Annotated in this window: 23 protein-coding genes; 20 read left to right on the top strand and 3 right to left on the bottom strand. The window is 61.3% G+C overall.

The genetic code is table 11. The annotated features are described in order from the left end of the window. Positions 1 to 591: 591 nt before the first annotated feature. The 13 genes from bilR (at position 592) to DWZ22_RS01430 (ending at position 14,218) form a co-directional block, all read left to right on the top strand. A complete protein-coding gene (gene bilR / locus DWZ22_RS01485) occupies positions 592 to 2,622 on the top strand; it encodes a bilirubin reductase, long form (protein WP_233540152.1) in 2,031 nt (676 codons plus the stop codon). 234 nt (positions 2,623 to 2,856) lie between these two features. Further along, complete coding sequence (locus DWZ22_RS01480; RefSeq protein WP_118273284.1) at positions 2,857 to 4,161, top strand: ATP-binding protein; 1,305 nt, start codon at positions 2,857 to 2,859, stop codon at positions 4,159 to 4,161. Positions 4,162 to 4,422: 261 nt separating this feature from the next. Then, a complete protein-coding gene (locus DWZ22_RS10195; RefSeq protein WP_158570723.1) occupies positions 4,423 to 4,584 on the top strand; it encodes a hypothetical protein in 162 nt (53 codons plus the stop codon). A gap of 63 nt (positions 4,585 to 4,647) precedes the next feature. Continuing rightward, the gene (locus DWZ22_RS01475; protein ID WP_118405266.1) at positions 4,648 to 4,977 is read left to right on the top strand and encodes a hypothetical protein; all 330 of its coding nucleotides are present in this window, start codon (positions 4,648 to 4,650) and stop codon (positions 4,975 to 4,977) included. 54 nt (positions 4,978 to 5,031) lie between these two features. Continuing rightward, a complete protein-coding gene (locus tag DWZ22_RS01470; RefSeq protein ID WP_117798847.1) occupies positions 5,032 to 5,469 on the top strand; it encodes a hypothetical protein in 438 nt (145 codons plus the stop codon). Then, positions 5,470 to 6,309: a hypothetical protein gene (locus tag DWZ22_RS01465; RefSeq protein WP_118405265.1), complete on the top strand. Its 840-nt coding sequence runs from the start codon at positions 5,470 to 5,472 to the stop codon at positions 6,307 to 6,309. It begins immediately after the preceding gene. Positions 6,310 to 6,323: 14 nt separating this feature from the next. Beyond that, a complete protein-coding gene (locus DWZ22_RS01460; RefSeq protein ID WP_118405264.1) occupies positions 6,324 to 7,241 on the top strand; it encodes a hypothetical protein in 918 nt (305 codons plus the stop codon). Between the two features lie 696 nt (positions 7,242 to 7,937). Next, the gene (locus tag DWZ22_RS01455) at positions 7,938 to 8,333 is read left to right on the top strand and encodes a helix-turn-helix domain-containing protein (RefSeq protein ID WP_117734753.1); all 396 of its coding nucleotides are present in this window, start codon (positions 7,938 to 7,940) and stop codon (positions 8,331 to 8,333) included. 258 nt (positions 8,334 to 8,591) lie between these two features. Continuing rightward, the gene (locus tag DWZ22_RS01450) at positions 8,592 to 11,474 is read left to right on the top strand and encodes a proton-conducting transporter membrane subunit (RefSeq protein WP_118405263.1); all 2,883 of its coding nucleotides are present in this window, start codon (positions 8,592 to 8,594) and stop codon (positions 11,472 to 11,474) included. Positions 11,475 to 11,486: 12 nt separating this feature from the next. Next, the gene (locus tag DWZ22_RS01445) at positions 11,487 to 12,062 is read left to right on the top strand and encodes an NADH-quinone oxidoreductase subunit B family protein (protein WP_118405262.1); all 576 of its coding nucleotides are present in this window, start codon (positions 11,487 to 11,489) and stop codon (positions 12,060 to 12,062) included. Then, the gene (locus tag DWZ22_RS01440; protein WP_118405261.1) at positions 12,062 to 12,775 is read left to right on the top strand and encodes an NADH-quinone oxidoreductase subunit C; all 714 of its coding nucleotides are present in this window, start codon (positions 12,062 to 12,064) and stop codon (positions 12,773 to 12,775) included. The genes DWZ22_RS01445 and DWZ22_RS01440 overlap by 1 nt, the downstream gene beginning before the upstream one ends. Positions 12,776 to 12,780: 5 nt before the next feature. Beyond that, positions 12,781 to 13,869, top strand: a complete 1,089-nt coding sequence (locus DWZ22_RS01435; RefSeq protein ID WP_117742959.1) for a nickel-dependent hydrogenase large subunit — start codon at positions 12,781 to 12,783, stop codon at positions 13,867 to 13,869. A gap of 7 nt (positions 13,870 to 13,876) precedes the next feature. Beyond that, positions 13,877 to 14,218 (top strand): 4Fe-4S dicluster domain-containing protein, encoded by a 342-nt coding sequence (locus DWZ22_RS01430; protein WP_117734749.1) that lies wholly within the window; start codon positions 13,877 to 13,879, stop codon positions 14,216 to 14,218. 311 nt (positions 14,219 to 14,529) lie between these two features. On the opposite strand, the gene DWZ22_RS01425 is transcribed toward DWZ22_RS01430, so the two are convergent. Both DWZ22_RS01425 and DWZ22_RS01420 read right to left on the bottom strand, forming a co-directional pair. Next, positions 14,530 to 15,159 carry a response regulator transcription factor gene (locus DWZ22_RS01425; protein WP_117734748.1) on the bottom strand — a complete coding sequence of 210 codons (630 nt, stop codon included), beginning with the start codon at positions 15,157 to 15,159 and terminating at the stop codon, positions 14,530 to 14,532. Further along, entirely contained in the window at positions 15,156 to 16,301 is a 1,146-nt protein-coding gene (locus DWZ22_RS01420; protein WP_158573283.1) for a sensor histidine kinase, read from the bottom strand. Before DWZ22_RS01420 ends, DWZ22_RS01425 begins: the two co-directional genes overlap by 4 nt. A 211-nt stretch (positions 16,302 to 16,512) precedes the next feature. Here DWZ22_RS01420 and DWZ22_RS01415 point away from each other — a divergent pair, with 211 nt between their 5' ends. From DWZ22_RS01415 to DWZ22_RS01400, 4 genes are all read left to right on the top strand, one after another. Then, positions 16,513 to 17,451, top strand: a complete 939-nt coding sequence (locus tag DWZ22_RS01415) for an ABC transporter ATP-binding protein (protein ID WP_118405259.1) — start codon at positions 16,513 to 16,515, stop codon at positions 17,449 to 17,451. A 10-nt stretch (positions 17,452 to 17,461) separates the two neighbouring features. Continuing rightward, positions 17,462 to 18,649: an ABC transporter permease gene (locus DWZ22_RS01410; protein ID WP_118405258.1), complete on the top strand. Its 1,188-nt coding sequence runs from the start codon at positions 17,462 to 17,464 to the stop codon at positions 18,647 to 18,649. Continuing rightward, complete coding sequence (locus DWZ22_RS01405) at positions 18,636 to 19,841, top strand: ABC transporter permease (RefSeq protein ID WP_118405257.1); 1,206 nt, start codon at positions 18,636 to 18,638, stop codon at positions 19,839 to 19,841. The genes DWZ22_RS01410 and DWZ22_RS01405 overlap by 14 nt, the downstream gene beginning before the upstream one ends. A gap of 271 nt (positions 19,842 to 20,112) precedes the next feature. Then, positions 20,113 to 21,318 carry a DUF362 domain-containing protein gene (locus tag DWZ22_RS01400; protein ID WP_117794596.1) on the top strand — a complete coding sequence of 402 codons (1,206 nt, stop codon included), beginning with the start codon at positions 20,113 to 20,115 and terminating at the stop codon, positions 21,316 to 21,318. Between the two features lie 252 nt (positions 21,319 to 21,570). On the opposite strand, the gene DWZ22_RS01395 is transcribed toward DWZ22_RS01400, so the two are convergent. Continuing rightward, positions 21,571 to 22,536, bottom strand: coding sequence for an alpha/beta hydrolase (locus DWZ22_RS01395; RefSeq protein ID WP_117794597.1), 966 nt, complete (start codon positions 22,534 to 22,536; stop codon positions 21,571 to 21,573). Positions 22,537 to 22,723: 187 nt separating this feature from the next. Between DWZ22_RS01395 and DWZ22_RS01390 the strand changes: the two genes are divergently transcribed. From DWZ22_RS01390 to DWZ22_RS10365, 3 genes are all read left to right on the top strand, one after another. Then, positions 22,724 to 23,407 carry a hemolysin III family protein gene (locus DWZ22_RS01390; RefSeq protein WP_199568988.1) on the top strand — a complete coding sequence of 228 codons (684 nt, stop codon included), beginning with the start codon at positions 22,724 to 22,726 and terminating at the stop codon, positions 23,405 to 23,407. Between the two features lie 113 nt (positions 23,408 to 23,520). Beyond that, positions 23,521 to 24,894 carry a hemolysin family protein gene (locus DWZ22_RS01385; RefSeq protein ID WP_118405256.1) on the top strand — a complete coding sequence of 458 codons (1,374 nt, stop codon included), beginning with the start codon at positions 23,521 to 23,523 and terminating at the stop codon, positions 24,892 to 24,894. A gap of 24 nt (positions 24,895 to 24,918) precedes the next feature. Then, positions 24,919 to 25,755 (top strand): hypothetical protein, encoded by an 837-nt coding sequence (locus tag DWZ22_RS10365; protein WP_233546420.1) that lies wholly within the window; start codon positions 24,919 to 24,921, stop codon positions 25,753 to 25,755. Positions 25,756 to 25,785: the final 30 nt, after the last annotated feature.

The following is a 25,785-nucleotide window of genomic DNA, read 5'->3' as shown; positions in this document are numbered from 1 at the left end:
AGCGGTGTCAGGTTGTTTAAAACGGTGAGTGTGGCGGTCGTTTCCTCGAACGGGGACGGCGCTGCCGGGGGCTGTCTCGATTTGTAACAGATGGGTCCGATTTTGGCCTGTAGATGTTACAGATTGAGATTTCCGGTGCGCCGGCCCCGTTTATCTAAATCTGTAACACGAGGGACGGTTTTTGCCGAGTTGTTGTTACAGATTGAGATTTTCTTGCAGGCGGGTCCCGTTTGTCTCGATCTGTAACTTCTGGTGCCCATTTTGCCGAGTAACTGTTACAGATTTAGATCTTTCGTCAGGCCAGATTGGTTTGTCTCGATCTGCAACGGGTAGGGGCCAAAAGTGGGTCTAGATGTTACAGATCTAGATTGTTGAGGATGGGTCGAGAGGAACATCTTGATCTGTAACAGTAAGACCCGGTTTTGCCGAGTAACTGTTACAGATCGAGACAAACCGAAGGGTCGTCTCGCCCCATCCACCTGTCGCTACCTGCTATCCGCCGATTTTCGTTGTGCCGCTGTGCCCCCATGCCATATCCTCTAGACAACTACGCGGCATCATCGCCGCCGCGCCTACAAGAGAGGAATGTCCATGACCACACCTGCGTCTAAGCTGCTTCAACCCATTACGGTTGGCCCCCTTGAGCTCAAGAACCGCATTATGTTCCCGCCGCTTACCACCGGCTACGAGGAGCGCGACGGTTCCATCGGCGAGCGCAGCCTGGCTTTTTACGAGCGCCTGGCCCGTGGCGGCGTGAGTTACATCGTCATCGGCGACGTCGCTCCCGTTATGACCGCAAGCCCCACGCCCAAGCTGGCGACCGACGCTCAGATCCCCACGTTTAAGGCACTGGCCGACGCCGTCCACAAGCACGGTGCCAAGGTCGCACTGCAGCTGTTCCACCCCGAGTACGACGTCCCCGGCGTCGGCCGCATGGTCATGGGCTCAATGGCCGCCGCCAAGGCCGCGCAGGAGGCCAAGGCCGCCGGCGACGAGGAGACCTTTGCCGCCAAGATGGCCGAGTCCAACGAGATCCGCAAACAGGCCTACGCCAAGCTGCACCACGACATGCAGCACTTTGTGAACGAGGCGAGTGTGGAGCAGCTCACCCAGATCAAGGAAGCCATCGCCGCCTCGGCCGCCCGCGCGCAGCAGGCCGGGATCGACGCCATCGAGGTCCACGGCGACCGTCTGGTGGGTTCGCTGTGCTCGGCTATCCTCAACCAGCGCACCGACGAGTACGGCGGTTCGTTCGAGAACCGCGTCCGCTACGCGCTCGAGGTCGTCGCCGCCATTAAGGAGGCCGCGCCGGAGCTGATGGTGGAGTACAAGCTCCCCGTGATCATGGAGAACCCCGACGGCACGCCGCGCGGCAAGGGCGGCCTGCTGCCCGACGAGGCCTGCGAGTTCGCCAAGCTGCTCGAGGGGGCCGGCATCGACATGATCCAGGTTGCGCAGGCAAACCACACCGGCAACATGGGCGACACCATTCCGCCCATGGGCGCCATGCCCTACAACTGGACGCTGCCCGTGGCCGAGCGCGTCAAGGCCCTGGTTTCCGTGCCGGTGGCAACCGTCGGCCGCGTTGTTTCGGTCGAGGCCGGCGAGAAGATCCTGGAAGACGGCTCGGCCGACATCGTCGCGTACGGCCGCTCGCTCATGTGCGACCCCGACATTGCGCTTAAGGCCGCTACAGGTGAGCCCATCCGCGAGTGCCTCAACTGCAACAAGGGCTGCGTCGACGCGATCCAAAACCGCAAATACATCTCGTGCGTGCTCAATGCCGAGAACGGCGACGAGGCGACCATCGCCATTAAGCCGGGCGAGGGCAACAAGAAGATCGCCGTGGTGGGCGGCGGTATTGCCGGCCTGGAGGCAGCGCGCGTGGCGGCAAAGCGCGGCTACGACGTGACCGTCTACGAGGCGAGCGACCATCTGGGCGGCCAGATTGTGCTGGCGGCCGCGCCTCCGCGCAAGGACGAGATCATGCGCTCGGTCGAGTACTACGAGAAGATTCTGCCCGGCCTGGGCGTGAAGGTTGAGCTCAACCACACCGCTAGCCCCGCGGACCTCAACGCCGCCGACGCCGCGATTGTGGCCGTGGGCGCGCACGATGTGGTCATTCCCGTACCCGGTGCCGATTCGGAGAAGGTTGTCTCGAGCTGGGACGTGCTGGCCGGCAAGGTGGAGCTCAGCGGGCGCGTCGCCGTCATTGGCGGTGGCCTGGTGGGCACCGAGACTGCCGAGTACCTGCTGCAGCACGGCTGCGAGGTGGCGATCGTCGAGATGCTCGACAAGATTGCCGCGGGCGAGTCCGAGACCATTCTGCCGCTGATTATGAGCGACTTTGCCGAGCATGGCGTTGAGCAGCATGTTAAGACCCGCCTGACCGCCATTACCGACGAGGGCGTGGAGGCCGTTCGCACCACCGAGGACGGTGCCGAGGAGCCGGTGAAGATTGCTTGCGATTACGTGGTGATGGCCGTGGGCTCCAAGGCCAACGCATTTGACCTGGACGGCGTGACGGTGCCCGTGACCTGCGTGGGCGACTGCTCGGGCGAGCGCACCGCCGACATTGCGAGCGCTATCCGCACGGCGTATCACGCGGCCAACGAGCTCTAAGTAAGAAAGCTATCGCGTATTGAGTGGGCGGGGAGTGCCGTATCGGCGCTCCCCGCCTTTTTGTCAATGAGGGCGCCCCTGACCAGTGGGTTCAGAAAATCCGAATTTCATGCACCAGAAAATCCGACTCTTTAGAACATGAAAATCCGAATCGCAACCACCCGAAAATCCGAATTTGCTACAGTGGAATAGAAGAATCAGAAAGCAGGAACTGGAAATCTGCGGGGGTGGCTCATGGCAGGCGAGAGGCTACATCGGGACGGATACATCCCACGTATCGTGGATGCGCAAATCGAGCGCTACCTTCGTGTCTTTGGCGCGGTCGAGATTGCAGGCACCAAGTGGTGTGGCAAGACGTGGGCCGCGCTTGAGCACGGGGCGTCCGTCTCGTATGTCGACGAGAATCTCGACCTCGCGCGTGCCGACCCGGCGATGATGTTGCTGGGAGACCGTCCGCATATTATCGATGAGTGGCAGCGCGTTCCCCAGATTTGGGACTACGTTAGACACGAGGTCGACCGTGCCCGGGGTACGCGCGGCGCCTATATCCTCACGGGTTCCGCCACGCCTGCGTTTGGCTCAAAGGCGGAGGCGCCCGCGCATAGTGGAGCCGGCCGCATCGGCCGCGTCCGCATGCACCCCATGACGCTTGTCGAGACAGGTGAGTCTAACGGCAAGGTGAGCCTGGCGGGCTTGTTTGAGCATCGTTTTGAGCCCTGCCGGTGCGATGGCGATACGCCGGGGCTTGTCGAAGCCGCTTGCCGCGGCGGCTGGCCCGAGGCGATCGATATGGTTTCGGCCGACGCCCAGCTCATCGCCCGCGAATATCTCAACACCACGTTTTCGAGCAGCTTCCCGGCGGTTGGTCTCGACCCCGATATTGCTCGTCGAGTCTCCGCATCGATCGCGCGCAATCTGGGACGGGCGACCACGTATAAAACGATTCTTATGGATATGTTCGGTGCCGAGGAGGAACCCGCAGCGTTTGCCGACGAGACCAAGGTGCGTAGATACCTGGATGCCCTCAAAGGCATGTTCATTCTCGAGGAGGTCCCCGGTTGGGTTCCCGCCGCGCGCGACAAACGACGCTTTACCGTCAAACCCAAGCGCTATCTGGCAGATCCAAGCCTTGCTTGCGCCTTGCTGGGCATGTCCTTGCAGGCGCTGCTTGCCGACTGGCAGACATTTGGTCTGGTGTTTGAGAATATGGTCATACGCGACCTTTCGGTCTACGCGCGGTCGCTCGACCTGCTGGATAGTACGCCCGTGCGCTATTATCGCGACGATTCGGGCCTTGAATGCGATGCCATCGTGCAGCTAGCCGATGGACGGTGGGCCGCCTTTGAGATTAAGGTGAGCGAAGATAAGGCGAGCGCCGGCGTCGAGAGCCTCAAGCGCGTTCGCAAGAAGGTCTGTGGAAATCCTCGTTCACGCACACGCGAACCGGAGTTTATGGCCGTGATTGTGGGGGTGGGTGAGTACGCCCGCGAGGTCGAGGACGGTATCTACGTGATACCCGTGCGCGCGTTGGGGTGTTAAGGGGGCGGCACGTCGTGCGTCCGCTGCCCGGTGCTACGGATTGGTGCAAGGGGGTCAGGTTACTTTGCACCAAGGGCTCGACTTTTAAGACATCATTAAGGCTTGTGTTGTGGAGCACACCGCAGGTCAATGCTATTCTTTTCCCTTATCGTATGGTGTTGTATTCTGCCTGAATTCTATGCCTACGAGCAATGGATTGAGCACGACCAAGCGGAAAGGATGGCATGCCCACTAGCAGGGCAAACGTAAACGATGAGTGGCATGGACCGACATAGCGAGCTCCAGCAGCACAAGACGGCGGCCGAGTACCGCCAAGCTGCCGACGAGCATGTGCGAACCCTCAAGGATTTCTGGAAGGATTTCCTGGTGAGCGGTCTGTTTGTGCTGGCCGCCATCGTTGCCATCTTTGCATGCCTGGCCTAGTTTGCCGCGAATAACCGAGTGAGCGCCACGGGAAGCACGATCGCGGCGAAGGGCCCGCGGTTTGTGCTCTCGGGAACGCAGGACGACACGGCGGGCAAGTACGACGCCCAGGACAACTGCGCGTCGGACAGTCCAAGCCTTGCCGTGAACAATTTTTTCAACCTCAATAACACGAGTGCCGATGGCAGTCTCTCTCCGGGATCGGCGGGCCAGCTCCAGCTCAACGTCAAGCCGCTCTGCAACGACCTGCACGATATCACGGTGGAGATGACCTGGGAGATTTCTGTCCAGACGAGCGCTGCGGGTACGGGCACCGCCGCGGACGCATCGAAAAACGAAGAGATCATCAACTCGCTTAAAGATTTGGTGCGCGGTCATATCCTGGTTTTCTAGGGCAAAGACACCTCTGGCTTTTACTCCAATCCGCTGGTTCCCACGACAACCACGGTGACCCAGGACGGAGCCAGCGTTACCGTCATCACGCAGAGCTTTGCCATTCCGGCGAGGAGCTTTCGCGCTGAGGGCTCAAACAATACGACCAAAACCGTACCCAAAACCCTCTACTGGATTTGGCCGGAGCAGTTTAAGAGCTACGTTCGCACGGGCAACGCCGGCTACGGCGGCAACCTTTTTGCGAGCACGGACCCCGCCGCGGGATACGCAGCCTTCGTCGGCGACATCAACAGTAACCACGCGCGCCATTTCCGCGCCGATAGCACGAGCGTGCCAGGTCAGGCGCCTAGTGCGGTTCCGCCTGTCGGAGCCGGCATGTTCGCTGCGGATGTGGAAACCTGCGCCAGCTACTACAACAACGCCGACGAGGTTATCGGCAAGAACATCAAGTACATTCGCGTGCGCTTTACCGCCAAGGAGGCGGATAAATAAATGGACGAGCAGCTTAATGCCCGCGAGCAGGGCGATATCAAACACAACGAAGGAGCGGCAAACCCCGGCGGCAACGGGTTCGGCTCGCACGGCGAAGCGCGTCCGGTTGGCCGCATCGAGCGCATCAAGACGTGGACCAGCAATCATCGTCGCGAATCCCTGGCCATCATGGGCCTGTTGGCCGTGCTTCTCGTGTTGCTGGGGTTGACGCTCGGATGGTTTGTCGATGCCAATCGCGGCTCCACCGTCGGCAAGATCAAGGAGCCGGCAGAGCTCAAGGTGCTGGGCCCCAACGCTACGGCCGCCGAGCAGATCGACCTGAGTTACAACCCCGAATACGGCGATACCAAGACCGGCAACACGGTGACGCTCAAGCGCCCGTTTTGCGTGCAGACGGGCGGCGATGGGTTTGAGCTGCAGCTTGCGAATACGACCAATATTAAAGGTCTCACTATCGAGCTGTATAAAGCCGAGAATCAGGGCCTAGGTGATACTCCCGACGTGAGCGGCACTGCGGGTGGCAAGCCCTATAGCATGAAAATGTCTGAAACGGATCTGCTGAAGAGCTTCACGCCCATCAACGACCCGGGCGACGGCCTGGCAGCCGTGCCGGGCGAGGGCGCAAGCGACCCTACATTCAAGGACTATCAAAACGTCCAGCGCAACGCGCGCCCGCTCTACCGTTTCAAGGTGTTCAGCAAAAGCGAACTCAACGCCAAGACACTCGACGGCTCGAATGGCAAGGACACGCTCAACTTTATCATCAAGCTTTCGTGGGACGAGAGCGCCAAAGAGACCGATGTGATCTACCTGATCGCGCGCAACACGAGCGGTAAGTAGGAGAGGGGGCGCACATGGAGAAGCAGGGGAAGCAGCAGGATGCCGAGCGCGAGCAGCTGGCAAAAAGCAAAAGCCTAGTCAAGAACAAGCTGGTTGTGGCGGCAATCGCACTTGTTTGCGCCGTGGCGCTCGTGATGGGTGGTTACTTTACCTATTCCGCCTACATCGCCAACGGATTTCTTAAGTCCGTCGCCGCGACGATGCATAGCTATCTCCAGAGTGCCTACTACAGCATCGAGCCGGAGAACGACAAGGGGGAAAGCATTGACACGCTTGAGCTGGACGCTGCCGTTTTTCAGGGCTTGGGTAATAAAGGTTACCCGTTCCGTGGCGTTATCGTTGGTAATCTGAGGGGCTCGTCGCAGGTAGCTACGCAGGCGGCTATCAAGATCCGCAACTCCAAGGACACAGGTGCGCTTTCTGGGTTGATCCCGTATAGCTACGGTAGCGTTGTGAGTAATCTGAACATTGAATACTCGGGCAAGGCGGCCTCTATTGCACATAAGAATAAAGACGCCTCTGGCGTGCCGGGCGCGTTTTTTGGCGGCGTGATCGGGTGCGTCCGCAGCGGGACCGATGGTTTGTATGAGAACGTAACGGATGGCATTTCCAACTACGTAAAAGTTCCAGAGAGTAAGCTTGCCGTGGTCAACGCCGCTGGCAATGCGATCACCTTTACTGACTCAACGAAGGAGAATGGCAAGTTCCGAACACAGAACGGCGACACCACGTTTAACCTGCCCTTTACCGTTCAGGTCAACACGCAGGTTGAGCCCAACACTCAGGTTGAGCCGAGTCGGTTCTATGCGAACTATCGCTTGGTGATGACAGCGAGCCTGGTTAAGGGTGACATGGCGAGCGCAACGCCTCAATCGCCCGACTATGTGACCTATACGCTCACGAGGGTGAACCTCAACGGCATCGATCACTGATTCCGAAGCCGACTAGCTTCGCAAGGGGGGCGGCAACCACCCAGTTGCCGCCCCCCTAGTCTGCGCGATCCCAGTCTTGGACTCCGCTGGACAGTTAGTTCAGATACGTATAATTCCAGACCGCAGCAGGCGCATCCGGCGCTCGTTTTGGGGCAAAAAACAGTCCAGAACTATGGTTAGCTGGCCGATATGAGCTCGATTTGCATTTAGTGAGCTGCCAACGGGGCTTCTCAGGGGGCCAGAATAGAGTTTCGGCGCTGTCAAAAAATACGAATCTGAACTAACTGTCCAGCTGCCGCTGGAGAAAGGCGTTTTAGCTTTGCCGACTTCCCAGCATCTTTCCAGCTTTCCACTTAACTTAACATCTAGGGTGGAAAGCTGGAAAGTTAAGTGGAAAGCTGGAGAGTAAACGGAAGGCCCGCCGCGTTAACTTAGGGGCTAGGAGGGGTTAATAATTACGCAAACCATACCGAGCCAAACAAAAAGATATCAATCTGGTTGGTAAAACACCCTCAATGAGCTGCGAGCTAACTAGCTGCGTAAATAGAACGTAAAGAAATGTCGCAAATAAATGGCAAATGCCCAGATGCCGCCGTTGCTATTTTCAATTAACTGCTACGCGCGAACAGCAAAATGCTACTATCTAACATGCACGTAAGAAAGCAGATTAACGGTTAAGGCTAAGAAGTGGCAGGTATGTCAGAAGCAACTAGGACTCGCACGCATGCGCCTGAGGTTAGGCAGCGCGCCGTCGAGGTCCTCCAAGAGGGGGTCGGTCATCGCGCCCTCGCCGCGGAGCTTGGCATTCCCCAGGCAACGGCTCGTCAGTGGGCCCGCGCATATGCCGTGGGCGGTGCCGATGCCGTGCTCAACGCGGGCACTCACCATCACACGTATTCGTACGAGGTTAAGCTCGCCGTAGTTAAGGATCGCCTGGAAAACGGCCTGACGGTTCGCGAGGCCATGATCAAACACCAGATTCCCAGCGAGTCTTCGGTTAAGGCCTGGTGCCGCCAGTATCGCGACGGCGGCGAGGCAGCGCTGGTTGATAAGCCGCGCGGTCGTAAACCACGCGCCAAGAAAGCGGAGTAGCGAAAACGTGCGCCTACGGGGTGCATTTTTTCTATCGCGATGCCCCTCTAAAGGCTCTTTCGGAGCAGAGGAGGTTGTCATTTAATGGGGCGCGCCCTGCACTGCCGCGACGGGGCCCGCCATATTGCTTCAATACGGACAGGCTTCTTACCTCGCACGTCTAAAGTTCCACAGTTGGCCGAAAGCCCGCCTTCAGGTGCTCAAATTAGCGTTATAACGTAATGCATGTATAGCGTTTTTGCATGGGGGAGTGATGGTATGACGCTACTGTATTTCCTTACCCTGTTTCCGCTGGTACCGGCGCTGGGCATGCTGCTTGCGCGCGGTGACCGTGCTCGCGATGCGGTAGGGCTTGTAGGCTCCGGCGTCATTATGGCGACAACGGTTGTAGTTGCCGTCTTATTTTTTGGCACGGGTCCGCAGAGCTTTGAGGTTGCCCCCGGCACCTCGCACGTGCTCTCGATCATCAGCTCCGTCATCGACGTGATCCTGTGCGCCGTCATCCTGTACAACGCGCATAAATATAAGAGTGTGCTTACCGGTGTGCTCGGCATCGTCCAGCTGGTGGGTTCGGTCGCCTTTGCGGCCATGACGCTGCCCGCGGTCGAAGCCGTTACGGCCACGCCGCTCTACCTGGATTACATGAGCGTGATCATGGTCCTCGCCGTTGGCATCGTCGGCAGCCTGATCTGCGTGTACGCCTTGGGCTACATGAAGGACTTCCAGGCCCACGACGAGCACGAGGCCGCACTGCGCGGGCAGACTGCGCCCGACCGTCGCCCGCAGTTCCTGGCGCTCATGTTCCTGTTCCTCTCGGCCATGTTCGTCATCGTGACGAGCGACAACCTTGAGTGGCTGTTCTGCGGTTGGGAAATCACCACCGTGTGCTCGTTCCTTATGATTGGCTACACGCGCACGCCCGAGGCCATTAAAAACGCCTTCACCCAGATCATCCTCAACATGCTGGGCGGTATCGCGTTTTTGGCCGGACTCATGTACCTGCGCGTTAACGGCATGCCGCTGACCATCTCGGGCATGATCGATCTTGCCGGCGCTGGTACCGCACAATCCGCGCTGCTGGTGATGCCGGTCGTTCTGCTGTCGCTCGCCGCACTCACCAAGGCCGCGCAGATGCCGTTCCACACCTGGCTGCTCGGCGCCATGGTTGCCCCCACGCCCACGAGCGCCCTGCTGCACTCGTCCACCATGGTCAAAGCCGGCGTGTTCCTGATGGTCAAGCTGAGCCCGCTCTATGCCATCTATCCCGTGACCGGCTTTATGGTCACGAGTGTGGGCGCCATCACGTTTTTGCTTGCTGCCCTCATGGCCATCTCGCAGAGCAATGCCAAACGCGTGCTCGCGTACTCCACCATTTCCAACTTGGGCCTCATCAGTGCCTGCTTGGGTGTCGGCGCGCCCGAGGCCGTATGGGCGGCCATCTTCCTGATCCTGTTCCATACGGTGGCCAAGTCGCTGCTGTTCCTGTGCGTGGGCACCGCCGAGCATCATATCGGCAGCCGTAACATTGAGGACATGGACGGTATGTTCAGCCGCATGCCGCACCTGACGCGTCTGATGATGCTGGGCATCATGGGTATGTTTGTGGCGCCGTTTGGCATGCTCGTTTCCAAGTGGGGCGCCCTGGTGGCGTTTGCGCAGACCGGCAACGTGCTCATGATCATGGTGCTTGCTTTTGGCTCGGCCGCGACGTTCTTCTTCTGGGGCAAGTGGCTTGCCAAGCTTTCGGGCGTCGACCCCACGGCTCAAAACGTTGAGGTCAATGTCCATAAGACCGAATGGATGGCGCTCAACACCATCGCCGCGCTGCTGATTCTGTGTTGCGTGGCGTTCCCGGTTATCTCGAGCGGTCTGGTGTCGCCTTACTTGGCCATGGTGTTTGGCCGCGTGCCGTACGTTATTGGCAAGGATGCCATGTATCTGATGGTGGTTATCGTGGCGTTTATTGCCGTGGTGCTGCTGACTTCATTCCGCGTGAGCAACAAGCCGCACGTAAACGTATATCTTTCGGGCGTGGGGACCGACAATTACCGCCATTTCCGTGGCTCGATGGGTCACGAGGTGAAGGCCGAAAAGCGCAATTGGTACTCGGAGGACGCCCTTGGCGAGAAGCGTATCGGCCCCGCGGGCAGCGTCGTGTGCTGCAGCATTATCTTGTTTGCGCTGCTGTGCTGCGCGTGGATCGGGCCCGAGAGACTTGCCATGAGCACGCCCTCGGTGCTGCGCGGTAAGTATTTTGAAGGTTCGGGCGTCGTGGGCATATTTATTGGTACCGTGGCGTTTGCCCTGATTGCGCCGCTTGTGGGCGGTTTGATCGACGGCGTTGACCGCAAGCTTTCGGCCCGCATGCAGGGCCGCGTTGGTCCGCGCCTGCTCCAGCCTTTCTACGACGTTGCCAAGCTGCTGCGCAAGGCCCCTGCCAGCGTAAACACCATGGATGATACCTACATGGCGTGCGCGCTCATCTTTACCGTGGTGGGCGGCGGCATCTTTGTGTCGGGTTCCAACACGCTGTTGTGCGCTTTTATGGTGACGCTCGCCGCGATCTTTGTGGTGTTGGCGTCCGCCTCGACGCAAAGCCCGTTTGCCCAGGTTGGCGCCGATCGTGAGTTGTTGCAGGTTATGAGCTACGAGCCCGCCGTTCTGCTGATGAGCGTGGGTCTGTATCTCGCCACCGATAGCTTCGACTCCATCGCCGTAACCGGGCAGTCGGCGCCCATCATCGCGTACAGTGCGCCCATTTTCTTGGCGCTGCTTGCGGTGCTCACCATCAAACTGCGCAAGTCGCCGTTTGACCTTTCGTACTCGCATCACGCGCATCAAGAGATTGTCCAGGGTGTCGCCACCGAGATGAGCGGCGGTACGCTGGCCAAGATGACCCTTATGCACTGGTGTGAGACCGTGCTGTTTTTGATGTGGGTGGGCATGTTCTTTGTCTGGGACAACCCGGTGAGCTGGGTCGTAGCCCTGGTCGTGATGGTTGCGACGTACTTTGTCGAGGTGCTGATCGACAACACCTTCGCGCGCAGCACCTGGCGCAGTTGCTTTAAGCTCGGCTGGGGCGTGGCGCTGGTGTTTGGTCTGCTCAACCTTATGCCCATCCTCGTTGACGTGTTTATTTAGGAGGCGGCATCCATGGATCATAAAATGTCGCGCTCGCCGTGGGTTATTCATTACGACGGCTCGAGCTGCAACGGATGCGATATCGAGGTGCTGGCCTCGCTCACGCCGCTGTTCGATGCGGAGCGCTTTGGCGTGGTCAATACCGGCAACCCCAAGCATGCGGACATCTTTTTGGTGACGGGGTCGGTCAATGCCCAGAACCTGCCCGTCGTGCGCCAGATTTACAACCAGATGCTCGAGCCCAAGTGCGTGGTGGCCTGCGGCATTTGCGCGTGCTCGGGCGGCGTATTCCGCGATGCCTATAACGTGATCGGCGGCGTGGACCGCGCGATTCCCGTGGACGTGTACGCGCCCGGATGCGCCATCCGCCCCGAGACCGTGATCGATGCCATCGTGGAGGCGTGCGGCATTCTGGACCAGAAGGAGGCCGTGATGCGTGCCGGTGGCGACCCGCTCACCGTGGGAGGTGCCGCCACCTGGGAAGGTGGCGTTGAGTTGGGCGAGGACGGGTTTGTGGCAGTTGCGGGGGCCGGCGACACGCCCGCTGGGACGCCCGCCGCGCCCGTCGCTGCAAAGGAGGCCGAGTAATGCAAAAGGCTATCTATACCACCGTTGGGATCGACGAGCTCCTGTCGCATGTCCAGGTGCTCAAGGGCGTCGGCGCGCGCTTTGTGCAAATGCATGCCGAGCGCAGCGTCGACGACGGCACGTATCGCCTAGTCTATACGTTTATCAACGTTCGTGCTGCTCAGGAGCATATTGCGCAGGACGGCAGCTATGCGATTGAGAACCTGGTAGTCGAGGGCATCGACCAGTACCAGGAGATTCCGTCCATCAGCTCGTACTATCCGGCGGTGTTCCCGTTTGAAAACGAAGCGCACGACTTATTTGGTCTTGCCATCACCGATATGCAGATCGACTTTAAGGGCTTTTTCTACCAGGTTTCGACTGCCGAGCCCATGAGCGTTATCACGCCCGAGGTGAAGGCCGCGCGCGAGAAGGCCATGAAGGTCCGTGCCGCCGCCGAGGCCAAGGCGCGCAAGGCCGCGGCCGAAAAGGCGGCTGCGGCTGCTGCGGGGGAGGGCGCTGCGGGCGCTGGCGGTGCCGCGGGCGCTGTCGTCGCTCAGCCCGCTGCGGCTGCCGGCTCCGATGCTCAGCACGATGAGGCTGCCGCCAAGGCCGCGCTCAAGGCTGCCGAGATGGAGGCAAAGCTCGCCGCCATGGATCCCGAGAAAGCGGCCAAGGTCCGCGCGGCGCTTGCCGCCAAGGCCGCCCGCGACAAGCAGAAAAAGGAGGCGTAAGGTCCATGGCACACCGCTCCGTTATTCCGTTTGGCCCGCAGCACCCTGTGCTGCCCGAGCCGCTTCACCTGGACCTGGTGATCGAGGACGACCGCGTTATCGAGGCAATTCCGCAGATTGGCTTTGTGCACCGCGGCCTTGAGAAGCTCACCGAAAAGCGCGATATGCACCAGTTTGGCTACATCGCCGAGCGCATCTGCGGCATTTGCGCCGTGGGTCACAGCTACGGTTATGCCAGCGCCTGCGAGCGCATGCTCGATATCGAGGTGCCCGGGCGCGTGCAGTATATCCGCACCATTTTGCATGAGCTTTCGCGCATCCACTCGCACCTGCTGTGGCTGGGCCTGCTCGCCGATGCCTTTGGCTTCGAGGCGCTGTTCTATCGTTCGTGGACCCTGCGCGAGCAGATTCTCAAGATCTTTGAGAGCACGTGCGGCGGCCGCGTGATCCTTTCGATTAATGAGGTCGGCGGCCTTAAGCATGATATTGAGGATTCTGAGCTGGCGGGTATTGTCCAAACGCTCGACGCCATGCGCCCCGACTACGAGGCCCTGGTGCATACGTTTTTGGACGACGACAGCTGCGGCGAGCGCCTGCATGGCGTGGGCGTGATCAGCAAGAAGGACGCGCTGGACCTTTCGATGGTCGGTCCGTTTGGGCGCGCTTCGGGCGTGGACTACGACGTGCGCATGTTCGGCGACGGCGCCTATGCGGATCTGGCTGCGTTTGAGCCTATCGTTGCTACCGATGGCGACTGCTATGCCCGCTGCCAGGTGCGTTGTGCCGAGGTCACGCAGGCCATGGACATCATTAAGGAGCTTGTGGGCAAGATTCCGCACGACGGTATCGGCGGGCGCACCAAGCTCACGCCGGCTGACGGCGCGCTCGGCGAGGTTGTGATTGAGCAGCCGCGCGGCGAGGCGTATTACTATGTGCGCGGCAACGGCACCAAGAACCTTGACCGTTTCCGCGTGCGCACGCCGACGTCGCAAAACCTGGCGGGTCTGACGCATGCGCTGCAGGGCGTGCTCATTGCTAACGTGCCTATGATTATCCTGACCATCGACCCCTGCATTAGCTGCACGGAAAGGTAGGCGCGGCATGAGTTTGCTGACATTTGCCAAGACGGCCTTGGGCTCTATGATCAAGCAGCCGGTAACGGTGTGCTATCCGCAGGAGAAGCTCGCGGCACCCGAGCGCCTGCGTGGGCACATCGTCAACGACATGGACGTGTGCATTTGCTGCGGCATGTGCGCGCGCCGTTGCCCGGCGGGCGCGCTTGCGGTCGATCGCAAAGGCGGAACGTGGTCGATTGACCCGTACGCCTGCGTGGTGTGCGGCGAGTGCATCGAGAGCTGCCCCAAGCACTGCCTGACTATGGACACCGCCCGTACTCCGGTTGCGGCGGACAAGATTCTCACGGTAGAAACCAAGCCGGAATAGCGCCGGAATAGAGCTGGAATAGAGCTGGAATAGGGGCCGGCGGGGCAAAAATGCCCCGCCGGCCCCGCGCTTGAACGCGCGGTTGGGCCGCCGCGAACAAAAGTATGCCGGATTACGGGGCTGAGTCACGAGTCCCCAACCATGCCGATATTCGTGAAAATGAAACCGCAGGTAGACGAGCCGTCATTTTGCAGAAAACGCGGGTATGGATGGGGGTCCTGAGTTTAGCCCCGTAAACCGGCATAGTTTTGAAATGGCATTAAATCGGTGACAGCCATTTTGCTATGCCGGGGCGGTTGGCCGTTGGGTAATTACCCTCGCAGGTAGGCGATGGCGATCTGCGTGCGGTTGCGCAGGCCCATTTTGGCAAGGATCGAGCTGATGTGGTTGCGCACGGTGCCTTCGCCCATGTATGCCGTGGCGGCAATCTCCTTGTTGTCGAGACCGCGGGCGATGAGCTCTGCGACTTCGAACTCGCGGTCGGTCAGGCCGGCAAAGGCCGCGGGCCGGCGGGGCGTGCCCGCCGCGATGCCCGCCCCATCAAAATCGATATCCTCGATCGCCTTGCCCTCGAGCACGCGTTTGCCGTCCATGACCTGCGCCAACGCCGGAGGAATGGCGGCGATATCGGTTTTAATCAGGTAGCCGCGGGCGCCCAGCTTGAGCGCCGACACGATGTACTCGTCATCCGAGAATGTCGTCAGAAACACCACGCGTGCCGCGGGGTCGTGCTCAAGGATTTCGCGCGCCGCCGAAAGGCCGTCGCGCCCTGGCATTTGAATGTCGAGCAGCGCGACGTCGGGTGCGTGCTCGGCGCAGAGCGCCACCGCGTCGTCGCCGTCGGCACCGGTGCCCACCACCTCTATCTGCGGCTGAGCGCCCAGGATAATCTTGAGCGAATCGACCACTAGGCGGTCGTCGTCGACAACTATGAGCCTCATCGGCCCTCATCTCCTTGCTGTTTGGGGATGGTGGCAAACACGCGCCAGCCGGGGGCGCCGGCGCGCAGGCCGGCGGTGAAGGTTCCGCCAAGCGCCTCGACGCGCTCGCGCATGGAGGCGAGCCCCATACCCCCTGTGGCGCTGTGGGCGCCTGTCCGAACCCCGCCCGTTCCATCGTCGGTAACGACGAGCTGGTAAAACGACGGATGCTCCATGCACCGCACGGTAATGGTTTTGGCATGGGCGTGGCGCATGGCGTTGGAAAGCGCCTCGCGCAGTACCGCCGCAAAGCAGTTGGCGACGTTGGCGGGTGCATGCTCGGCCAAAACCTCAAGCTCAATCTGCGGACCGCTGTCCGAGCGTGCGCCTTCAACGATGCGCTCGAGCTGCACGGAGAGGTTGGCCGCATTGTCGTTGAGCGCGTGGACGCTGGCGCGCACGAGCTGAAGCGCCTCGTCAACGGTGTATTTGACGTCGGCGAAATCGGCGGCGACGCTGGGCTCGTTGGCGTGGACCACGCGCAGAGCTTCGGTTTGAAGCGAAGCGCGCGTGAGCTGGTGGCCCACGTTATCGTGGATCTCGCGCGCGATGCGGGCGCGTTCGGCGAGCGTCGCGAGCTCGACTTCGTAGTCCTGGCGGTCGGCGAGGTCGCGGTTGCGTGTCTCGAGTGCCAGGGCGCGTTCTTGCAGCTTGTCGCGGGTGCGACGCATGCGTTCCTGTTCGCGCTCCAGCTGCGCGGTGCGCAGCGACAGCAACGTGGCAGCGACCGAAAGGATGGCGGTTAGCAGCAGCGTTCGGGTGGTGAGCGCGCCGCCGCGAAGGTCCGCGACAAGCGCGCAGACAAACACGGCGCTAATCGCCGGCGCGGGCCAGATGCGTTCACGGCGCACGCGTCGCGCGATGTCATAGAAGGCAAGGGGTGCGAACGGCATAAATGGCGGCACGAAGACGGCAGCGATGATGTAGGCGTAGCTCGCGGTCTCGCTCGCGCGATGGGCGTGTTCTTCTCGTGCGACTTCCGACGCCGAGGTGGCTATAACGCCAAGGCAAAACGCCGCGACCAAGCGGGCATCCACAGCAAGGCCCAGAGCGGCCGCAATACAGCACGCCAGCACGATCGATTTGTCGAATAGCCTATTCATACGGGTATTGTACGCGATACCGCGCACGGGGAAGGCGCCGCCCGGGGCAACCGTGACATTCCTCCCGCGCGGCAAAGCGGCGTCGATCGCTTGCGCGAGCGGGGATTTCGCCTCCGCCCCCTCGCACTCGTGACAAAGCTCACTGGTGCGCGCCGTCCGCTCCTGCGATGATGCAATCGTACCGGGCCGCAAGCAACAGAAGGGCCGCCTTATGACAGACATCGTCCACGTCGAAAACCTCGTCAAGCGCTATGACGATCTTATTGCGCTCGACCACTTTAACCTGAGTATTGCCCCTGGCGAGATCTTTGGCCTGCTGGGCCCCAACGGCTCGGGCAAGACCACGTCCATCAACTGCATCCTGCAGCTGCTCGCTTACGACAAGGGCACCATCGAGCTGTTCGGCGAGCCCATGACGCCCACGCGTTACGACCTCAAACGCCGCATCGGCGTGGTCCCACAGCAAGTTGCGGTGTTTGACGAGCTTACAGTGCGTGAGAACATCGACTATTTCTGCAGTCTCTACGTTAACGACCGCAAACGTCGCCGCGCGCTGGTGGATGAGGCGATCGACTTTGTCGGTTTGGGCGACTTTACCAAGTTTCGCCCCGGCAAGCTCTCGGGCGGCCTGGCGCGTCGCCTCAACATCGCCTGCGGCATCGCGCACAAGCCCGAGCTGATCTTTTTTGACGAGCCCACGGTGGCGGTCGATCCGCAGAGCCGCAACGCCATCCTGCAGGGCATCTGCCGTCTGCGCGACGAGGGAGCCACGGTGGTGTATACCAGCCATTACATGGAGGAAGTCGAGCAGATTTGCAGCCGCATCATGATCATGGACGGCGGGCGCGTGCTGGCGCAGGGCACCAACGACGAGCTCAAGCGCATGATTCAGATGGGCGAGCGCGTGACCGTCGAGGCCGGCACCGTCGAGGCCGCCACGGTCGAGCGCCTGCGTGCCCTCGAGCACGTGCTTAGCGTTGAGCTTTCCGGCGGCGAACTCGTCTGCACCTGCGAGGCGAGCCCGCACAATCTGGTCGACATCCTCGACACGCTGCGCGTCGCCGACGTGGCGCTCGGCCGCGTGTGGAGCGAGCCGCCGACCCTCAACGACGTGTTCCTCGAGATCACCGGCCGCGAGCTGCGCGACTAGGGGGGCGGCCATGTTCAACACCATCATCACCACGGTCAAGACGCTGCTGCGTCGGCCGAGCACATGGGTCTGGGGCGCGATCTTTCCCATTGCGCTTTCAACGATGTTCATGTTTATGTTTGCGAACCTCAGCTCCGACGGCAAAATCGACCCGGTGCCGGTTGCCGTCGTGGCGGACGAGGCCTGGGACGCTTCGTCCTTTAAGGACGTGGCGACTTCGCTTGCCAAGGAGGGCGACGATCAGCTGCTCGATGTGAGCGAGTGCGAGGATGTGGACGCCGCGAACCGTGCGCTCAAGTCCGGCGAGGTCGTGGGCATCTACACGGTCGATGCCGCGGGCACGCCCAAGCTCACGCTGCTTTCGAGTTATGACAGCTCGCGCGCCTCGTCGGTGCTCACCGACCGCAGCATCCTTGAGACGGTGGCGAGCTCGTATACGCAAAATGCCGAGCTCAAGTCCCAGATTGCCCAGGACAACCCGGCGGCGCTCGCCGACCCCGAGGCGGTTGCGCGCGCCCTGTCGCTCGAGGGCGGCGTCCGCCGCGTAAGCCTGACACGCACCACGCCCGATGGCACAGTCATCTACTATTACGCGCTTTTTGGCCTGGTCGCGATGATGTCTGCCGAGTTTGCCGCCTTGAGCGTCGTCGACCTGCAGCCCAATCTGTCGGGTCTTGGCGCGCGCCGCTGCGTGGGCGGCCTTTCCAAGACGGCGTCGCTGGCCGGCATTTTTGTCGGCTCGTGGCTGGTCTCCTTCGCCTCGATGACGATCGCGATCGGCTACGTGCGCCTGGTCGTGGGCGTCGACTTTGGCGGGCGCGAGGGACTGTGTTTGGTGGGCGGCGCCGCTTCCGCGCTTGCCGCCACGGGCTTGGGACTCTTTGTGGGCACGCTTCCCGTTAAGGGTGGCAAGGCATCCAAGTCGGGCATCCTCACGGGTTTCGCTACCACGTGCGCCCTGTTCGCCGGGCTTTACGGCGAGCCGGCGATGGCACTTGCCGACGACGTTGCCCGCGCCTGCCCGGCCGAGTGCTGGCTCAACCCCGTCAAGCTCATCTGCGACATGTTCAACCGCTTATATTTCTTTGAGGACCTGGGTCCCTTTGTCATCCGTGCGGGCGCGCTGGTCCTCATGACGCTGCTGTTTGTTGTCGCCGCCACGCTGATTTTTGGAAGGAGCCGCTATGAGCACCTTTAAGACTGCGCTGCGCATGGCGCTCGCGCATCCGTTCTACCTGCTCATCTATACGGTGTTCATATCGCTGATGGGTGTGTTCATCGCGGCATCGGTGAGCTGGAACTCGTCGCAGCTCACCGAATACAAGCCCTACGACGCCAATGTGATTGTGGTCGACCGCGACGACAGCGATCTTTCGCGCGCGCTCACCAAGCACTTGGGCTCGCGCTTTGACCTGGTTACGGGTGTTGGCGACGACACGTACGACCTTGCGGACGCGCTCTCCAAGAGCAACAGCGCCAAGGGCAGCGCCGACTGCGTGTTCTTTATCCCGGAGGGGTTTGAGGACGACCTCGTTGCAGCCGCCTGCGTGGGGGAGTCCCTGCCCAAGCTCGATGTGACCTACGGTGCCGGCACCATGGCGGCGGCGCTTTCGTCTGCCGAGGCCTCGCGCTGGATCTCGCTCGCGGGCGCTGCGGCGGCACTTGAGCCCGCTGCTTCTAACGGCGACGTTGCCAAGGCGGCCGAGCACGCGGCCGCAAAGCGCGCGGAGGTCCAGATCGAGCAGGTCAAGGTCGACTCGACTGCCGCCGCCACGCTCGAGTCGTACTTCAACTTTGGCGCGTACGCGATCATCTCGTCGGTCATCGTGTCGGTGGGATTGGTGCTCTCGGGCATGAACGAGCCCGAACGCGTGCGCCGCATGGATGCCGGCCCGGTCTCCGAGCGCCAGCGTTCGCTCGCCGTGTTCGCGGCCGCCGCCGTGCTCACCGTCTGCATTTGGTTTGTGTCGAGCATGATGGGCGTCGTGGGCTTTGCCGGAGCGGTTGCCGAGGTTGGCGTGGATCGCGTGTGCCTAGCGCTGGCTGCAACGTTTGCCCTGGCGTGCACGCCGCTGGCCGTTGGCTTTACGCTGTCGAGCTTGGGCGCGCGCGAGGAGCTGCTCAACGGCGTGGGCAACTTACTCGGCATGCTCATGACGTTTTTGGGCGGCGCCTGGATGCCGCTGTCGCTCATGGGCTCGGCCGTGCAGACCGCGGCGCATTTTGTGCCGACGTATTGGGTGAACGACGCGATCGGCAAGGCACTTGCCTCGGACCTGACGCCTGGCGTGCTGGGCGACATTGCCTGCGACCTGGGCGTCACGGCGCTCTTTGCCGCCGCCATCGCCGCCGCAGGCCTAGCCCTCGCGCACAACAAATCCCGCGCCTAACCGCCTAGTCATTGGGGGACGTTCTTAAACGACTGGCCATGGGGGACAGTCTTTGCCGATTGGCCGGCTTGCCGGCCGGGCTGGCAAGGACTGTCCCTAACTGTCGGCAGGAAAGGAGCGTCCCCAACTGCCGGGTGGCGAAAGGGTGCCCCCAGCGACTAGTCGTATAAGAACGTCCCCAACGACTAGGCGCCGCGCTTGACTTCAACCCCGCTTTAACGGGTACCATTCTCTATGTCTGTAACGCCATATAGACCGAGGGGATATATCTATGACCGCAACTGCACCCGCTGCACCTGCCAAGGTGTACTTCACCAACCTGCGCACGCACGGCCGCGAGAGTCAGCTCGACAAGCTCAAGCGCCTGATTCGCCGCGCCGGCATCGAGCAGATCGACTTCGACAACAAGTTCGTCGCCATCAAGATCCACTTCGGCGAACTGGGCAACCTCTCCTTCCTGCGCCCCAACTACGCGCGCGCCGTCGCGGACGTGGTCAAGGAGCTGGGCGGCAAGCCTTTCCTCACCGACTGCAACACGCTTTACGTCGGTAGCCGCAAAAACGCGCTCGAGCACATCGACACCGCCTACCAGAACGGCTTTACCCCGTACGCCACGGGCTGCCAGGTCATCATCGCCGACGGCCTCAAGGGCACCGACGAGGCACTCGTTCCGGTCGAGGGCGGCGAGTACGTGCATGAGGCCAAGATCGGCCAGGCGCTCATGGATGCCGACATCGTGATCAGCCTCACCCACTTTAAGGGTCATGAGCAGGCCGGCTTTGGCGGCGCCATGAAGAACCTGGGCATGGGCGGCGGCAGCCGTGCCGGCAAGATGGAGCAGCATGCTGCCGGCAAGCCGAGCGTCGCGACCGAGCACTGCGTTGGCTGCCGTGCCTGCGAAAAGATTTGCGCGCACAACGCCGTCTCGTTCGACGGCACCCGCGAGCGCGAGCTGGCGAGTGGCAAGACCGTCGAGGTGCACGTGGCCGCCATCGACCACGACCGCTGCCTAGGCTGCGGCCGCTGCATCGGCGTGTGCAACCAGGATGCCATCAATCCCGACTATGACGCCGCTGCCGACGTGCTCAACTGCAAGATTGCCGAGTACACCAAGGCCATCGTTGACGGCCGCCCGAGCTTCCACATCTCGCTCGCCATGGACATCAGCCCCAACTGCGACTGCCATGCCGAGAACGACACGCCCATCGTCAACGACATTGGCATGTTTGCGAGCTTCGACCCGGTCGCCATCGACCAGGCCTGCGCCGACGCCGTTCTGGCCTCCGAGCCGCTGCCCAACACCGTACTCACCGACAGCGCGGCCAAGATGGAGCACGACCACGAGCATCTGGAGGGCGAGCAGGCCAAGGACCCCTTCTGCATCACGCATCCCGACACCGACTGGCGCTCCTGCATCGCACACGCCGAGAAGATCGGCCTGGGCACGAGCAAGTACGAGCTCATCGAGGTCAAGTAGCGCCTGTCTATTGGACATATCAAGCGTCTTTGTAGCGTAACGTAAGAAAAAACCGCCCGCGAGCGCAGTGCTCGCGGGCGGTTTTTCGAAAGTGCGGGGAAAAATCGAATATCGCAGACCACAAACCGTTTTTTGGCAACAACACCCCTGATAAATTCCTGGTAAAACCGCGGTCTGGTCGGGGCTTCCGACATTTTCCCCGCACTTCCGAAAATAGAGGGGTCAGATAAAGCCAAATATGTGTAAATTCACCTAGAAATTCTTGTCGAGGAAGCCGTTGACCGTGTTCCAGTAGAGTTCGGGGTCGACCTGCGCGCTCTTGGCGTGCGCGGCGCCATGGACGGTGAGCTTTTGCTTGACCTTGCTAGCGCACGCGTCGTAGTTTTGCTTGAGCATACTGTACGGCACAAAGGTGTCTTGGTCGCCATGGATAAAGAGCATGGGGACCGTCGCGTGTTTAAGCTGCTCCACGCTGTTTGCCTTATGGAAGTCATAGCCTGCGCGAACGTTGCACACCAGGTTCGCCACATCGAGCAAGGGAAAGCTGGGCAGGCCAAACACGTCCTTGAGCTGCAGGGAAAACTCGTCCCAGACGCTCGTGTAGCCGCAGTCCTCGATGATGCACCTAACATTAGAGGGCAACGATTCCCCTGCGACATTCATGGCCGTCGCCGCGCCCATCGACTCGCCAAAGATCAGGATGCGTGCCTCGGGGTCGGCCTGAACGATTCGCCCGATCCATGCGACGACGTCGAGCTGCTCGGGCCAGCCCATGCCGATATAGTCGCCGCCGGAGCGCTCGTGGGCGCGGGCGGCGGGTGCGAGTACGTTCATGCCGCGGTCGTGGAAGCGCTTGACGTATCGGGCCATGCCGATGGGCTCGTCGGTGTATCCGTGCAGGCAGATAGCGTAATCGTGCGTGCTCTCCGGGGCGGCAAAATACCAAGCGGCAAGCTCGGTCCCGTCATCTGCGGTGAGGCTGCTGCTCTCGCGATGCTCTTTGAACCACGCCCGCGCCTCGACCTTCTCGGCATCCACCTGCTCGTCCTTTTTGGCGTCCTTGCCGTCCTGCATCATCTTCATGGTGTACGGCGCTTGGGGGTTCAGGGCAAAGTCAAACAAAAAGTTGCCGGCAAATCCGAGTAGCGCGACAACGAGCACCAGCGCAACAATACCGGCTATCTTAAGCTTTCGATGGGGGTGTGCGCTTTGAGCCATAAGGTCTTCTCCTCTAAGATGTTAATACGTCAACAATTAAACGAAGCGCATTATGGATGTTCACTGTTGATGTGTCAACAGGCAAAGAATGGGTAAACAAAGGGTCACGTATGGTGCAAATGTCGCACGTACCCAGACGCTTTGATATAGTGTTGAGAACTCTTTTATGTTGGAGGATGTAACCGGCATGTCCGATTCGAGCGACAGTTCCAAGCCGCGGCCCAAGACCGCGGCCATTCCGCACTACACGGTGGGCGAGGAGATCATGAACTCCGTCACCCATGGTGTCGGCTGCCTGCTGGGCATTGCGGGCCTGGTGCTCCTGATCGTATTCGCTGCCCTGCGCGGCGGCGGCCCGGCCCACATGGCCGCGGCAATCGTCTATGGCGTCAGCATTATTCTCGAATACCTCGCCTCCACGCTCTATCACGCGATTCAGCCCGCACGCGCCAAGCGCGTCTTCCGCGTGATCGACCATTGCGGCATCTACGTGCTCATCGCGGGCAGCTACACCCCGTTTTGCCTCATCACGCTCGCAAACGACGGCGGCCCCGCGCTGTTCTTTGCCGTGTGGGCCATCGCCATCATCGGCATCGCCCTCGAGTGCTTTATGCGCGAGCGTCAACCGCACTGGGTATGCGGCCTGGTCTACCTGCTGATGGGCTGGCTCGTCGTCTTTAAGTTGTCCGAGCTTGTGGCGCTGCTGAATCCCGTGGCGCTTGCCCTGCTCGCCGTCGGCGGCGTGTGCTACACCGTGGGCGTGCCGTTCTATATCGCCAAAAACGTGCGCTATCTGCACAGCGTGTTTCACCTGTGGGTGCTCGCCGGCAGCATCTTCCAGTTCATGGCGGTGATTCTCTTCGTAATCTAGCGATCGCGTCTGTGCCCGCGGACCCATCCAGGCGGCCACCGGGCGCAACTGCCCTATCCGTCACCAACGTTTTAACCTGACGTCCCGAATCTTGGAGGTTCGAGAAACTCCCGATGGACATAACCATCTCCCTTATCACCACCCTCGTTTTGACCCTCATCAACGGCTACTTCTCTATGTCGGAGATGGCGCTCACCACGGCCAAGCGCGCCGTGCTGGAGCACGAGGCCGAGGAAGGCGACAGGCGCGCCGAGCGTGCCATTAAGCTGGCTGCCGACTCCGACCAGCTGCTCGCCACCATCCAGGTCGCCATCACGCTCGTGGGATTCGCCTCGTCCGCCGTCGCCTCGACGAGTCTGTCCGACCCGCTCGCCACGTGGCTCATGAGTTTTGGCATCGCGCCGCTCTCCGCCATCGCGCGCGGCCTGGCGCCGGTCATCATCACCGTCGCGGTCGCCTTCGTGTCCATCGTGATTGGCGAGCTTGTGCCCAAGCGCATCGGCCTGGCCAATGCCGAGGGCGTGTCCAAGCAGGTCGTGGGGCCGTTGTCGTTTTTCCAAAAGATCGCCCGTCCGCTCGTGTGGCTGACTGGCGCTTGCTCCGATGGCCTAGCCCGCATCCTGCGCATCAAGAGCGCCGACGACCGTCAGAACGTCTCGGAAGAAGAGATTAAGTACATGGTCTCGGAGCAGGATGACCTGCTCGACGAGGAAAAGCGCATGATTCACGAGATCTTTGACTTGGGCGACACCGTTGCCCGCGAGGTCATGGTGCCGCGCGTGGACACCACCATGTGCGAGGATGACGAGACGGTCGCCAGCGTGCTATCCACCATGCGCCAGACCGGCTTTAGCCGCATCCCCGTCTATCACGAGGACCCCGACAGCGTGGCGGGCATCGCGCATATCAAGGACCTGATTCAGCCCGCGCTCGACGGCAAGGGCGACCAGCCCATCGCCGGCTTTTTGCGCGACGCCACCTTTGTGCCCGACACCAAGGACATCCTGCCGCTGCTGTCCGAGATGCAGACCTCGCACGACCAGATCGTAGTGGTCGTGGACGAGTACGGTGGTACGGCCGGCATCCTCACCATCGAGGACATCGTCGAGGAGATCGTGGGCGAGATCGAAGACGAGTTCGACCCCGACAACAAGTACCTCACGCGCCTTTCGCGCCGCGAGTGGCTTGTCGATGGGCGTTTTTCGTGCGATGACGCGATTGAGCTTGGTTGGCCGCTCGAGGAAAGCGATGATTATGAGACCATCGCCGGCTGGATTTTGGAGCTTTGCGACTCGGTGCCCGACATCGGAGAGGTGTTTGAGGTCGCGGGGTACAAGTTTAAGGTGCAGTCGATGCGTGGCCAGCGCATCTCGCTCATTCGCGTGATCGCTCCGGCCGAAACCGATAAGAAGGATTCCGAGTCTTCGGTAGACGAGCCGACGACGTCGGGTGCGGGTTCTGCGAATCCGCACGACGGCGACGAGTAGGACAAGGAAGAGTAGGGGAGAGTTATGGCAGGCCTGTTCAACATCCTTAAGGTCACCGTCAGCGAGGACAAGATCTGCGCGCATGTGCTGGTGAACCCCGGCATGCCGCTGATGACCTCGGAGGATATCGAGGCCACGGCGCGCGTGTACTACCTGGTGCCGGCGATTGCCAAGCACCTGTGCCTGGGCGATTCCGGCCGCGAGTTCCAGGATTGCATGGGTCAGACCGAGCTTTGCCACCTGCTGGAGCACGTGACGGTCGAGCTCATGAACGAGACCGGTCTTGCCGGCAGCATCTCGTGCGGTCGCACGCGCGTAAGCGAGCACGACGAGCGCGTCTTTGAGGTTGAGCTTTCGTGTCCCGACGACGCGCTGGCCATTGGCGCGCTGTCTTCGGCCACCTTTATGATGGATTGGGCCTATCTGCACGCCGACCAGCCGGCTCCCGATGTGGACGGTACGGTCGCGGGCCTGCGCAACCTGGTGCTGGGCATGCGCGCCGAGGCCGAGGGCAAGGATCCTCACGAGGCCGTCGCCGCCGCGAACGGCCAAGATGCTGCCGAGGACGAGGGCGATGACGAGGGCGATGCTCCTGCCGACGCCGACGTCGATTCCGTTGTCGATGCGGCCGCCGAGCCGGCAGCTGAGCCCCAGGGCGTTCCCAACTTTGATGAGGAGCCCCAGGTGGCGATTGATACCGAGGGCGCGGTTGTTGAGAATCACGAGGCCTCCGCGGCCGTCTTCGGCGGCGCGGCAACGGCTCCGACTGGGTCGGCGCATGAGGGCGGCTTGCCCCTCGTGGACGGCGCCGGTGGGGATCCGGCTGCCACGGTTGCCATGCCTGCCATGCCGCAGGAGTAGGTTCGCTCGCTCAACACCATCATGTACCTG

Source organism: Collinsella sp. AF31-11 (assembly GCF_003475605.1).
Taxonomy (GTDB): domain Bacteria; phylum Actinomycetota; class Coriobacteriia; order Coriobacteriales; family Coriobacteriaceae; genus Collinsella.
Note: the sequence above shows the minus strand (reverse complement) of the source record. Positions and strands in the feature narration are given on the sequence as shown.